Source organism: Streptococcus orisasini, from assembly GCF_001431045.1.
GTDB classification, from domain to species: Bacteria; Bacillota; Bacilli; order Lactobacillales; family Streptococcaceae; genus Streptococcus; species Streptococcus orisasini.
The window spans coordinates 1-13,316 of the sequence record NZ_BCLE01000035.1 but is presented as its reverse complement, the minus strand read 5'-3'; the positions used below and the strand labels follow the sequence as shown (position 1 = coordinate 13,316).

At 40.1% G+C, this 13,316-nt stretch carries 14 protein-coding genes; 13 read left to right on the top strand and 1 reads right to left on the bottom strand.

Annotation, left to right across the window (positions count from 1 at the left end):
* Positions 1-217 precede the first annotated feature (217 nt).
* A complete protein-coding gene (locus SCSH_RS07790; protein ID WP_082581963.1) occupies positions 218-1,084 on the bottom strand; it encodes a MurR/RpiR family transcriptional regulator in 867 nt (288 codons plus the stop codon).
* 155 nt (positions 1,085-1,239) lie between these two features.
* Here SCSH_RS07790 and SCSH_RS07785 point away from each other — a divergent pair, with 155 nt between their 5' ends.
* From SCSH_RS07785 to SCSH_RS07725, 13 genes are all read left to right on the top strand, one after another.
* Positions 1,240-2,661, top strand: coding sequence for a 6-phospho-beta-glucosidase (locus SCSH_RS07785; protein ID WP_057491325.1), 1,422 nt, complete (start codon positions 1,240-1,242; stop codon positions 2,659-2,661).
* A gap of 34 nt (positions 2,662-2,695) precedes the next feature.
* The gene (locus tag SCSH_RS07780; protein WP_057491324.1) at positions 2,696-3,895 is read left to right on the top strand and encodes an MFS transporter; all 1,200 of its coding nucleotides are present in this window, start codon (positions 2,696-2,698) and stop codon (positions 3,893-3,895) included.
* 49 nt (positions 3,896-3,944) lie between these two features.
* Entirely contained in the window at positions 3,945-4,769 is an 825-nt protein-coding gene (locus tag SCSH_RS07775) for an MBL fold metallo-hydrolase (protein WP_057491323.1), read from the top strand.
* A 233-nt stretch (positions 4,770-5,002) separates the two neighbouring features.
* Complete coding sequence (locus tag SCSH_RS07770; protein ID WP_057491322.1) at positions 5,003-5,557, top strand: GNAT family N-acetyltransferase; 555 nt, start codon at positions 5,003-5,005, stop codon at positions 5,555-5,557.
* Positions 5,550-6,833 (top strand): CBS-HotDog domain-containing transcription factor SpxR, encoded by a 1,284-nt coding sequence (gene spxR, locus SCSH_RS07765; RefSeq protein ID WP_057491321.1) that lies wholly within the window; start codon positions 5,550-5,552, stop codon positions 6,831-6,833. The genes SCSH_RS07770 and spxR overlap by 8 nt, the downstream gene beginning before the upstream one ends.
* A gap of 21 nt (positions 6,834-6,854) precedes the next feature.
* Positions 6,855-7,715 carry a methionyl aminopeptidase gene (locus tag SCSH_RS07760; RefSeq protein ID WP_057491320.1) on the top strand — a complete coding sequence of 287 codons (861 nt, stop codon included), beginning with the start codon at positions 6,855-6,857 and terminating at the stop codon, positions 7,713-7,715.
* 11 nt (positions 7,716-7,726) lie between these two features.
* Positions 7,727-8,659, top strand: a complete 933-nt coding sequence (locus tag SCSH_RS07755) for a YihY/virulence factor BrkB family protein (protein WP_057491319.1) — start codon at positions 7,727-7,729, stop codon at positions 8,657-8,659.
* A 361-nt stretch (positions 8,660-9,020) separates the two neighbouring features.
* Positions 9,021-9,218 carry a hypothetical protein gene (locus SCSH_RS07750; RefSeq protein ID WP_057491318.1) on the top strand — a complete coding sequence of 66 codons (198 nt, stop codon included), beginning with the start codon at positions 9,021-9,023 and terminating at the stop codon, positions 9,216-9,218.
* A gap of 51 nt (positions 9,219-9,269) precedes the next feature.
* Positions 9,270-9,635, top strand: coding sequence for an EXLDI protein (locus tag SCSH_RS07745; RefSeq protein ID WP_057491317.1), 366 nt, complete (start codon positions 9,270-9,272; stop codon positions 9,633-9,635).
* A 304-nt stretch (positions 9,636-9,939) separates the two neighbouring features.
* Positions 9,940-10,836: an ABC transporter ATP-binding protein gene (locus tag SCSH_RS07740; RefSeq protein ID WP_057491316.1), complete on the top strand. Its 897-nt coding sequence runs from the start codon at positions 9,940-9,942 to the stop codon at positions 10,834-10,836.
* Positions 10,823-11,569, top strand: coding sequence for an ABC transporter permease (locus SCSH_RS07735; RefSeq protein WP_057491315.1), 747 nt, complete (start codon positions 10,823-10,825; stop codon positions 11,567-11,569). Before SCSH_RS07740 ends, SCSH_RS07735 begins: the two co-directional genes overlap by 14 nt.
* Positions 11,569-12,669, top strand: coding sequence for a sensor histidine kinase (locus tag SCSH_RS07730; protein WP_057491314.1), 1,101 nt, complete (start codon positions 11,569-11,571; stop codon positions 12,667-12,669). The genes SCSH_RS07735 and SCSH_RS07730 overlap by 1 nt, the downstream gene beginning before the upstream one ends.
* A complete protein-coding gene (locus SCSH_RS07725; RefSeq protein ID WP_057491313.1) occupies positions 12,666-13,265 on the top strand; it encodes a response regulator transcription factor in 600 nt (199 codons plus the stop codon). The genes SCSH_RS07730 and SCSH_RS07725 overlap by 4 nt, the downstream gene beginning before the upstream one ends.
* Positions 13,266-13,316 lie beyond the last annotated feature (51 nt).

The window sequence follows — 13,316 nt, the reverse complement described above, 5'->3', positions numbered from 1 at the left end:
CTCTCGGAGATTTTGAGACCTAGGCTCAAAATCTAGGTATGGAATTCCGGAGGAAGTCGCTATGACGACTGCCGTTAGAAATCGATACTATTTCTAACGGCAATCTAATGCAAAACCTAGTCAAGAGCTATAGCCTTGGCGTTTGGTTTTGCCGTCCGTGCTACCTAAGGAAAGTATCATAACAAAATGTTACTTTTTGAGAAAATAGACTTTTTCTTCAGTCTGATTCAAGACGTCCTTTTTCCAATAATTCAGCGGTTTTTTGCTTATAAGTCATATTTTTTTCATAATCTAAAGAAAAATAGGTAGCATATAGAATGTTTAGGAGGAAAATAATTGATTCCTCTGAAGCAAAACTGGAAATTTTTCCAACCACCTGCTCATGGGCAGATACCATCAAAACAATATCAGCAATTTCTGCTAGCGGAGAATGAGGATCGCTAGTGATAGCAAGTGTTGTGACAGCTTGCTTGTTTAAAATATCAACAAGGCCGGATGAAAATTGATGGAGATGCCCAGAATAAGAAATAATAAGTGCTAAGTCGTCTTCGGTAAGTTCTAAGGAAGCTAACCCCATTTCATCATGATGGGGAACGGTAATGATTTTACCAATAGCAGCCATCCGCCGCCTAAATACTTGAGCCAAAATATTATTGGGGCTGATTCCGAACACCACAACCCGCTTTGCCTTTTTCAAAGAGTAGGCGGCTTGTATCAAAACCTTTTCATCTAGAAAATTCAAGCTATCTTCAATGCTTGCAATCTGTAATTGAGCGATTTTGGCAGCGATGGTCAGATTGGAGTCTTCTTTGGTAAAGGGGATATCAGGATCAATGTGAGCAAATACGACATTTTCCCTGTGGATTTCTTCTACTAAGGGTACCAGAAATTCTTTCCAACCTGAAAAGCCTAAGGCTTTTGCAAAGCGGACCAGAGAAGATTTGGAAATAAAGGCTCGCTCTTGAATATCGTCTAAGGTCAGGTGAGCGATTTCTGTTTTGTTCTCTAAAATAAAATTGGCGATATCTTTTTTAGAGTCTTTTTTAGTAGCTGCTAAATGTTTAATATCTTTTAATAGTGCCATGGATAGCTTCCTTTCTTGAAATTTTATTTCAAATTTTTGTATGAATAATTTTTAAAATGGAACCTTTTGCCAAGTTGTTATGGAAATCTTGCGGGTTAGTGATGAGCATGCTAAAGTGTAATCAAGACCATTATAACACTGAAAGGACAATTCTTATGACTTTACCAGACAATTTTTTGTGGGGCGGAGCAACCGCTGCTAACCAAGTCGAGGGTGGCATTTTAGAGGGAGGCCGTGGCTTATCCAATATCGATCTCCTGCCAACAGGACCAGACCGCGCAGCTATTTCCAGCGGTATGATGGAACTTTTGGACTGGGATGAAAAACATTTTTATCCTGCTAAAGAAGCGATTGATATGTACCATCATTATAAAGATGATATCAAACTTTTTGCAGAGATGGGCTTCAAGGTTTATCGTATGTCCATCTCTTGGACAAGAATTTTCCCAAATGGAGATGACAAAGAGCCTAATCAGAAAGGACTAGACTTTTATCGAGATATTTTTGAGGAATTGCGGAGCTATCAAATTGAACCTCTAGTGACCTTAGCGCATTTTGATGTGCCAGTCTCAATGATCAAACGCTTTGGTGGCTGGCGTGATAGAAAATTAGTAGATGCCTATGTCCGCTATGCTGAAACTGTTATGACTGCTTTTAAGGGTTTGGTCAAATACTGGCTGACTTTTAATGAAATCAATATTCTCATTCACAGTCCCTTTGTCGGTGGTGGTTTGGTTTTTAAAGCTGGTGATAATAAACAGCAGTTGATATATCAAGCAGCCCACCATCAATTAGTTGCTTCAAGCCGTGTTACCAAACTAGCTCATGTTATTGACCCTGATAATAAGATTGGCTGTATGCTGGCTGGCGGTATGCATTACCCTTATACTTGCAGACCTGAAGATTACAAGCAAGCCATTGACAGTGACCGCGAAAATTATTTCTTCATTGATGTGCAGGCAAGAGGTTATTATCCTAATTATGCTAGGAAAATGTTTGAACGTGAGGGCATTAACCTAGTTATGGCAGATGGAGATTTGGAAATGCTCAAAAATACAGTTGATTTTGTTTCCTTCTCTTATTATTCTTCTCGGACAGTTTCAGGTTTTGAAGAAGATTATGAAACCACGACTGGAAATCTTTTTCGTTCCATTAAAAATCCTCATCTAAAATCAACTGAATGGGGATGGCAGATTGATCCGCTAGGTTTGCGAAATGCTCTCAATCAGCTTTACGATCGCTATCAGAAACCACTTTTTATCGTTGAAAATGGCCTTGGTGCCAAGGATATTCCAGATGAAAATGGTTATGTAGAAGATGACTATCGTATTGATTACATGCGTCAGCATATCGCAGCTTTTAAAGATGCTGTTGAGATTGATGGTGTTGATCTGCTGGGTTATACTAGCTGGGGATGTATTGATTTGATTTCTGCAAGTACCGGACAGATGAGCAAACGCTATGGATTTATCTACGTGGATCGTGATGATGATGGAGTTGGCAGCTTTAAACGCAGCAAGAAAAAATCCTTTGCTTGGTACAAGCAAGTCATTGCTTCAAATGGTGAGCAACTTTGATAGTTGGGGTTATCTATAATAAAAAGGAGGAATAATGGCAAACCTTCATAAGACTTGGAAAGTTCTAGCTGTCCTTTGCGGGCTGTCAGCTGCTGCCATAGGTATTTCCGTTAACACTTCTGGAGTGTTTTATACGGTTGTTTCTGAGGATTTGGGAATCTTGCGTGGATCTTTTTCTTTTCACATGACCATATTTTCCTTAGTGACAGCTGTCAGCGCTTTAGTTGCACCAAAGTTATTGCAAAAAATTCCTTTTAAAACTCTGCTTACAACAGCTGTTTTAGTTGCAACTGTTGGAACTGCTCTGATGGCAGCTTCTACCCAACTTTGGCAGTTTTATTTACTGGGAGCCATTCGTGGCTTTAGTACGGGGCTCTTCTCCATTGTAACCATTACCTTGATTATTAACCATTGGTTTATGACTAAAAATGGCTTGGCAACCAGTATTGCACTAGGTTTTTCAGGACTTATGGGAGCAGCATTCTCACCTATTTTCTCAAAAATAATCGCTTTGGTTAATTGGCAGGGTGCTTACATTGCTGAAGCTATCTTATTATTTATTTTATGCTTGCCAGCACTCTTATATCCTTTTGCTATTAGACCAGAAGATGATGGATTAAAGGCCTATGGAGAAGAAAAAGTTCAGCATCAGGGTCAGTCGTTTTCAGCATATAAAATTGCCTTACCTGCTTTTATTGCAATGATTGCTTTGGGGGTGATGGTTAGCTTTATTTCTAGTATCACACAACATTTACCTGGTTATGCAGCAACTCTGGGCTTATCAACAACTGTAGGTGCAAGTTTATTGTCCATGGGAATGGTGGGAAATATTATTTCTAAATTGGTTGTGGGTGCTCTTAGTGATAAGTTGGGTGCGATGAAAGCGACTTTGGTTCTTTTAATCGCTAATCTTGTTGGTGTTCTTTTGCTTTTGTTTGGTAGGCCAGCATTTCTGATGTTAGTAGCAGCGTTCCTTTTTGGCTCCTGCTACGGCTTAGGAGCAGTATCGGTGCCGCTCGTTGTACGTGAAGTTTTTGGAACTGCTAATTACGGAAAGGCTTTTCCTGTCATTTCTTTTGCGGGCAATATTGGCGCTGCTGTCGCCTTTTCAGCGGTGGGTTATATCTATGATTTCACAGGCAGTTATGTACCAGCTCTTCTTTTGGTAGTAGTTTTATTAGCTTTAAGTGCTGTGTCACTGTTTGTTGCCAAACGTTTTAAAAGGGTAAGCTAAGGGACATCTACAAAGAATACATAAATTAAAAATAGAAAGGCAAAATATCATGAAATTATCTTTTAGTAAAAATGGGCAGGCTATGCCTGAAAAAACAGTTGAACTTCCTCAATCTGCCTTTGAAAAGATTGAAGGAACGGAAGTTTATTGGCTTGGAAACGCCAGTATTCTTATCAACAGCCGCGGGACGATTATCCTGATTGATCCGATTTTGGATAGTTTTGACATGCCGCTTTTAATTGACATGCCAATTAAGTCAACAGAAATTCCTAAGGTGGATGCTCTGCTGATTTCTCATATTGATAATGACCACCTTAGCTTTGAAACACTTAACAACATCAAAGCTGTGACACAGGAATTTCATGCACCGGCTCATGTGGCTGATGTCATGATCGAAGAGGGATTTGATACTCAGGAACATGCCGTTGGAAACGTTTTTAAAGTGAACGATATTACCATTAAAACAACGCCTACCCGTCATAATTGGCAAAACCAAATGCCTAAGTACCAATACCGTGAGTGGAAGGAAGAAGAGTATGTAGGTTACTGGCTTGAGACACCTGATGGCAGCATTTGGCTACCGAGTGACAGTCAGCTTTTGCAGTCACACTTGGAAATGCCGCAGCCAGATATGATTCTCTTTGATTTTAGTGATAATGATTGGCATATTACTTACGAGGGTGCCATAAAAGAAGCAAACACTTATCCTGAGGCTGATTTGCTTTGTATTCATTGGGGATCAATTGATGCAGCTACTTGGAATACTTTTAATGGCAATCCAGCAGATCTTGTCAATGATGTAGTCAATCCGGAACGTGTGCATGCCCTTAACGTTGGCGGCAGTTTAACTTTAAAACGAAAGCAACAAAACTAAAAAATAGATTTCCATTTTTTCTTTGACTTATAAATAAAAAAGAGAATAAGAACGGTAGCTTGGGTTAAAAATCCGCCTACTTCTTATTCTTTTTTATTTTTCTCATTGGCTGTAAGTGTGTTAAGTTAAAGATAAAAGACCGCCTTTATTAAAATAAATTGTATCGGCAGCTGATTATTGAAATATAGAGACTTTTCTTTGACTCTTAGCCTAAAAAACTGTATTATAACAATATGGATATATGGACACAGTTAGGACGTTTTTCAGAATTTGAAACGCAGCGTCTTTTTATGCGCCCTTTTGCCTTTAAGGATCATAAGGATTTTTATGAAATAGCGAGTGATGCGCAGAATTTGGAATTTATTTTCCCTCATCAGGCCAGCCTTGCTGAGAGTGATTTTTTGCTGGTTCATTATTTTATGAAAACCCCGTTAGGTGTCTGGGCTCTTGAGCACAAGGAAAATCATAAAATGATTGGTGCGATTCGCTTTGACAAACTGGATTTAACAGCTCAAACAGCTGAGATTGGCTATTTTTTGCATAAGGATTACTGGGGACAGGGCTTGACAACTGAGGCACTCAAAAATCTGGTTTTTCTGGCCTTTCAGGAATTTGATTTAAAGCTGCTGCAGATTATTGTTCATAAGGAAAATGCAGCCAGTGCCAGAGTAGCAGAAAAAGCCGGTTTTAATTTAGTGAGACAGTTCAAAGGGAGTGACCGGTACAGTCATAAGATACGTGATTATTTGAAATATGAATTAAGGATAGGTGACAGGACATATGAGTAAACATCAAGACATTTTAGAATATTTGGAAAATCTGGCGGTTGGCAAACGTGTCAGTGTCAGAAGCATTTCAAATCATTTGAAAGTCAGTGACGGAACGGCCTACCGAGCTATTAAAGAGGCGGAAAACCGCGGAATTGTTGAGACTCGGCCGCGCAGCGGAACGATTCGTGTTGAAAAAAAGGTGCGCGTGCGCCTAAACAAATTGACCTACAAAGAAATTGCCAATATCAGCGAGTCAGAAGTTATCTCTGGCGCATCTGGGCTCAGTCATGAATTTAGCAAGTTTTCTATCGGTGCCATGACCATTGATAATATTCACCGCTATCTGACCAAAGATGGCCTTTTGATTGTCGGAGACCGTGAAAATATTCAGCTTTTGGCTCTGCAAAATAAAAACGCCATCCTCGTAACAGGAGGATTTCCTGTATCTGAAAGGGTGCGTGAAACCTCCAATCAGCTGGGCATTCCCGTCATGGTAACTAACTATGATACCTTTACCGTTGCCACTCTCATCAATCAGGCTCTTTCAAATGTTCGCATTAAAACCGACATTAAGACGGTTGAGGAGGTTTATCAGGAAAAGGTTTATCATGGCTTTTTGCACGACACAGATACTGTCAAAGACTATAACAATCTGATTAAAAAGACTAACCATGTGCGCTATCCGGTCATTAACAGTCATAATATGGTTGTCGGCGTTATCAGCATGAGGGATGTGGCCGGCAAGGAACCTAACATGATTCTTAATCAACTAATGACTAAAAATCCGGTAGTTGCAAAACCGACGCTTAGTCTGGCCAATATCAGCCAAAAGATGATTTTTGAAGATTATGATATGCTGCCGGTGGTTAAGGAAGACTACAGTCTTTTGGGAGTTATCACGCGCAGGCAGGTGATGGAAAATCTGCAGAATTTTCAAAGGACCAGCACTCACACCTACAGCGAGCAGATTACTGCCAATCTGCAGGAAGAAAAAAACGGCTTTCAATTTGTTGTTGAGCCAGCCATGATTGATTCGGCAGGCAATCTGGCACACGGTGTTTTAACAGAATTTCTAAAAGATATTACCATGCGTGTCTTGACGCAAAAGCATAAAAAGAATATCATTATTGAGCAAATGATGTTATACTTTTTACAGGCCGTTCAAATTGATGATCTGCTAAAAATTCAGCCCAAGGTTATTACTGAAAACAGGCGGAGTGCGACGCTTGACTTTGAAATTTACCATGGCAGCCAAGTTGTTACCAAGGCTGTTGTTACAACGAAATTGAATTAGAACTAAGGAGTTAACTAAAACATGATTACATTAAAATCAGCGCGTGAAGTTGAAGCAATGGATGAGGCTGGCGATTTTTTAGCCAGCATTCATATCGGTTTGCGTGATTTGATTAAACCAGGACTGGACATGTGGGAAATTGAAGAGTATGTCCGCCGGCGCTGCAAGGAAGAAAATTTCCTGCCCTTACAAATTGGGGCAGACGGTCATTTCATGGACTACCCCTATGCGACCTGCTGCGGTTTAAATGATGAGGTGGCTCATGCTTTTCCGCGCCATTATACTTTGAAGGAGGGTGATCTTCTTAAAGTTGATATGGTAATAGGCGGTCCTATTGCCAAGGAAGACTTGGATGTGTCAAAATTGAATTTTGACAAGGTTGCTGAAGTCAAAAAACATACAGACAATTTCCGTGGCGGTATTGCTGATTCTTGCTGGGCCTATGCTGTTGGAAATGTTTCTGAAGAAGTCAAGAAGCTCATGGATGTCACCAAGGAATGCCTTTACAAGGGTATTGAAAAGGCTGTTATCGGCAACCGTATCGGGGATATTGGAGCTGCCATTCAGGAATATGCTGAAAGCTTTGGTTATGGTGTTGTCCGCGATTTAGTCGGCCACGGTGTCGGTCCTACCATGCATGAAGAGCCTAATGTTCCCCACTATGGCAGAGTCGGCCGCGGTCTGCGTTTGAAAGAAGGAATGGTGCTGACGATCGAACCGATGATTAATACGGGAACCTGGGAAATAGATACAGATATGCAAACAGGTTGGGCTCACAAAACACTTGATGGTGGCCTTTCCTGCCAATATGAACATCAGTTTGTTATTACAAAGGATGGCCCGCGCATTCTTACCAGTCAAGGAGAAGAAGGCACCTATTAATAGGAGTTGCAGTGAAAAAGTTTATTGAAAAGTTACAGGCAAGCCAATATGTACAGAATTTTTTAACCTACTATAAAAGCTCTGAAATGGATCTCTCCAGTATAGCAGTGGCCTACTATCTAATCCTGACTATTTTTCCCTTTTTAATCCTGCTTGCTAACTTGTTTCCTTATCTGGATATTGACACATCAGAACTTTTATCCTTCATGAAAAACAATCTGCCTGAGCAGCTCTATGAAAGCACCTCAGGTATTGTGATCGGGATTTTCAACAAGCCTTCTACCAGTCTCTTGTGGCTGGCAGTGCTCACTGGTTTGTGGACCATGTCAAAAAGTTTGACTTTTTTGCAGAAATCCATGAACAAATCCTATGGCATTCAGGTTCATCGTGACCTGATTTTAGGGCATATTGTCGGGATTTTTTCCAGCTTGCTGGTAATCTTCTTTTTGGCGCTGGCTATTATGCTGTCAACTTTTGGTAAGACAGTGCTGACGTTCTTGTATCATAATTCCTATCTCAATCAGGATTTGTATGATATTTTGATGAGTTTAACCCAGCCAGTAACTGCTACGATTTTCTTCGTTGCCTTAGCAATTCTCTATTATATTCTGCCCAATGTCCGAATCAGAAAAGTCCGCTATATTTTGCCGGGAACAATCTTTACCAGTATTCTCTTCTTTACGATGACCAGCTTGTTTGGGACTTATCTGAACTACGCCACCGCCAGCATGGAAAATCTTCGGATTTTTGGATCGGTGACCTTGTTTGCTTTAATGCTGTGGTTTATTGTCTTTGCCAGAATTTTGATTCTAGGGGCTGTTTTAAATGCCAGCTATCAGAAAAAATACGTTAAAGAATTTAGACCAAGACGCGGCAACATTATTACTATTATCCAGTCTAGGAGAGACTATATGGCTAAAAAAGGGGAAGAAGATAAAAAATAATCTTTACATAAGATCATCATTGTGAAAAAGACTTAGAGAAAGGGCTCTCGAGTCTTTTTTGTTTTGTATTATACTCAAAGAAAATCAGGCAAGGCGAAGTCAATAATGTATGATGAGAGTTTCAAAGAGTATAAGCTATGGGAGCAAGTCTTGTCTTGATCCAGAAATTTTGGGCTCTAGGAATTCCTAAATGAAAAAAAAACTGTGCTTGAAGACTTAATTAGTTGAGAAAATGGGAGTTAGGCAATCAAGGACTTCGAAACATGACAAAAGTCATATTATGTTATGACATTAGGTGCTGAAAAGCTTTGCTCTTTTTCGGTAAACTTAAACCAGAAAGAAAATAAAGCGAGAAAATATTATGAAAATCAAAGTATCTTATATTATTTATGCTCTTATTGGAACAGTTTTCGCGGTCTTGAGTGTTTTTACAACTGTTTTTGAACAGTTGAAGATTGAAACTATCTTTTCGCATTTTGGAGAGTTCATGGGCTTGTTAATTTCAGCAACTATTTTAATCAGTATTGTTAAATCTCTTATCAAAGAATTGGCTGATTAGGAAGAAAGAAAAGCTTTCTCCTACCTTAATAGTTACAAAGGAGGGACTAAAATGACCTATGAGGAGATCAAACTTAGACTTTTAGAAGATGGTATCCGCAGCTATAAAGTCTTTCAAGGTATTAAAATTTACTCTCACACTGTCAAAACTGAAGATGAACAAAAACAAATCTCAAAAAGAGTTTACCTGACAAAAAAGCAACACTATGTTTATTATGAACGAACAGATCCTAACTGGTATTACTGGAATAAAGACAGGGAAAACGCAAACTTTGATCCAAGTGATATTAATGAAAATACACTTTTTGAAGTGGTAAATGATTTGGAATCTTTAACAAAACATTTGGGAAAAGATATCATTCACAAATTAGCAGAAAAAGTTCATCATGGTGAAATCACCGAATACCTAGATATTTAGAAATCATTAAAACACACACAGTCTAAATAAACTGGCTTTAAAGGCTGTGTAAAAAAGGCAAGCTGTCTAGTTTGTGAAATTAGACTCACCTTCCTAGAATCTTTAGGGATTCTTTGTCAGGCTCTCTAAATTCCTTTGGAGTGCTTAACGGCTTAGCGACACGAAGTTTGGTTAGTCGATTTTACTAACCAAACGAAGTTAGTGGGAGAGGTAGCCAATTCACCATAGTGATTGGCGTTTGGTATCAAGTGCGGAGCACTTAGATAACAAGCCTCTACCGTATCTTAATAAAAGGAGTACAATGATGGTACATACGGTTATAAACGTTTCAAATTTATCCAAACAATTTAAATCGAAAAAGGTTCTTGAGGGCATTTCCTTTGAAGTTAAGGAGGGCGATTGTCTGGCCTTAATTGGACCTAATGGTTCAGGCAAAACAACACTCTTTAATTGCCTGTTGGGAGACTATGCTCCGACAGAAGGAACAGTTACTGTTCTAAAGCAAAACGCTCAGTCTTCACAGCTTAAAGGAAAAGTAGGTATCCTTTTTCAGGAAAACCTGACAGAGCGAAAGATGACGGCTTCTGAACTTCTTAATTTTCAAAAAGCTATTTATCCTAAACCTCTGTCTGATAAAGCGATTGATAAGTTGCTGCAATTTTCTGATCAGCAAAAAAAGCAGTTTGCTGAAAAATTGTCTGGTGGTCAAAGACGGCTTCTGGCTTTTGTGCAAGTCTTGGTTGGCCAACCTGACATCATCTTCTTGGATGAGCCGACGGCTGGTATGGATACCAATACGCGCAAGCGTTTTTGGGAGATTGTTGCTGACTTGAAAAAGGCTGGCAAGACCATTATTTACTCCAGCCATTACATTGAAGAAGTAGAGCATACGGCGGATAGGATCTTGGTTTTGCACGAGGGAAAAATGCTGCGTGACACCACACCTTATCTGCTGCGCTCAGAAGAAAAAGAAAAGGTCTTTACGCTGCCAACTGATTATCTCTTTGCGGTTGAAGAAGAGGAGATTCAAAATTTGACCATCAAAGCAGATACCATTTCCTTTAGCAGCAAACAACCGCAGAGGATTTGGGATTTGCTGGTAGAAGTTAAATGTCCAATTGAAGACATCGAAATGACTAACCGTACGCTTTTAAATACCATTTTTGATATGGCAAAGGAGACTGACCATGAAAACGTTTAAAGCAATCCTGTATCAGGAGTACCTCATCAATAAACGATCTTTGTCTAACTTGATTATGGGAATCGGCATGCCACTTGCTTTCTTCTTACTCTTTACCAGTATTTGGGCCAGTGATGACAGTATGTCTAAAGAACAAGCGGCTTACTGGGTGCGCCAGTATATGATCCAAATGACTGCCTTTTCCAGTCTCAGTTTTGCCTTTTTCTCCTTGCCTTTTGCCTTTCAAGAAGACAGAAACGGCAACCGCCTCAGAAGTATTGAGCACAGTCCCATTCCTATCTGGCAATACTATATCAGTAAAATTTTAACGATTCTTGTTCACTTTGTCCTGGCAATTGTAACTGTTTTTGTCGCAGGACACTTCATCAAGAATGTTGATATGTCTGCTAAAGATTGGCTGATCAGTGCGGGTCTTTTATTTGCTGGAGCTGTCTGCTTTATGCCTTTTGGTGCACTTTTTGCTCATATCAAGTCTTCGCAGACGCTTTCTTTGATTGCCAATATTTTTTACATGGGCTTGGCAGTCTTGGGCGGCCTCTGGATGCCAGTGCAGACTTTCCCTGATTTTATGCAAAAACTAGCAAAATTTATGCCGACCTATCATCTTAACAACCTCTTTATTTCTTACTTCAAAGATGACTTTTCTCTTAAGTCCCTGTTAATTCTCGTGGGATATGCTATCATAGTCTTAGTGATTGCTCTGGCAGTCGGAAAAAAACTTGAGGTAAAATAATGTTTCGACCCTTTCAAAAAACAGACCCGCTCTACTATGTAGGGCTGGTCTTCATGATTTTTCCCCTAGGAGGGGTATTGTGGTTTGATTATCCTATGTGGACGCTGGGGCCGTCTGTTTTGTTCATGATAGCCTATATTTTGATTATTCACCTTCGTAATCAGTATCAAAGCATACTTGCTGTCCTTTGGTTCTATCTGCTTGGCTATATTCTTTGGATGGTCTTGGCTATTGAGCCCAATATGATGTGGTTTTTCTTCTATCTCGTGAATCTTTTGGTTTGGCGGTTTGAAGATGACACGCGAACGCGAAGCTACCGCACGATATCTTATATACTTGGTCTTTTGGTTGTTATGGTGTGGGGATTGTTTTTTGGACCAACAGTCATAGAAAAAGTAATGACAGTGCTGATTACCATCTTTATCATTGCTATGCACTATTTTCAGCGGCAGAATTATTTGGAAAATAAGGTTAAAGAAGAAATTTATCAAAAAAATAAGGAAATTAATCTCCTGACCGCTGAAAATGAACGCAACCGAATTGGCCGTGATTTGCACGATACGCTGGGACACACATTTGCCATGATGAGTTTGAAGACGGAGCTTGCGCTGCGGCAATTGGACAAGGATAATCTGCCTGCTGTCCGCAAGGAATTGACGGAGCTCAATCAAATCAGTAAAGAAACCATGAAAAATGTTCGTGAGCTGATTACCAATCTCAAATACCGCACGGTGACTGAAGAGTTGGATAATATCACCGAAATGTTTGCCATGTCTGAGATTGCCCTAACGATAGATAATCAGCTGGACTTGTCTGCGTTGTCGCCTGTCATTCAGTCCAGCATGACCATGATTTTACGCGAATTAACCACCAATATCATTAAGCACGCTGGAGCCAGTCAGTGTCATATCAAGCTCTACAGGGCTGACGGGCTGATAATTGAGGTCAGTGATAATGGGCGTGGTTTTAGCCAGCTGACTGGTGAGGAATTGCATTCTATCAAGGAACGTTTGCAGCTGGTCAAGGGTGAGGTTATGATTATATCCAGCCACAATCCGACCCTTATTCGTGTGATTTTAGAAGAAGGAGGCCGACAATGAAATTATTAGTCGCTGAAGACCAGTCCATGCTGCGTGATGCGCTCTGTCAGCTTTTACTTATGGAAGATGAGGTGGAAGAAATTTATCAGGCTGCTGATGGCGCCCAAGCCATAGATCTGCTGCAAAAACAGGACGTTGATGTGGCTGTTTTGGATGTTGAAATGCCCAAGAAAACAGGGCTTGATGTGCTGGAGTGGATTCGTGCCCATCGTCAGGCTACTAAGGTTATTATCGTGACAACCTTCAAACGCTCAGGCTACTTTAAACGTGCCTTAGCGGCTCATGTAGATGCTTATGTTTTAAAGGATCGTTCGGCTTCAGAGCTCATGCAGACTATCCATGCTGTTTTGGCTGGGCAAAGGGAGTATTCCCCTGAATTGATTGAGGAAGCCGCCTTTACCTCCAATCCTCTCAGTCAGCGCGAGCAGGAAATTTTGCTTCTGGTTGCCAGAGGTTTGTCCAATCAGGAAATATCTGAAAAGCTTTTCTTGTCCAACGGTACGGTTCGAAACTATATGACCAGTATCTTTAACAAGCTGTCTGCTGGCAATCGTACAGATGCTGTCCGAATTGCGCAGGAAAAGAATTGGATTTAAAGCGATAGAAATTTGTATCTAAAAAAGGCCATGATATCACATCATGAGCCT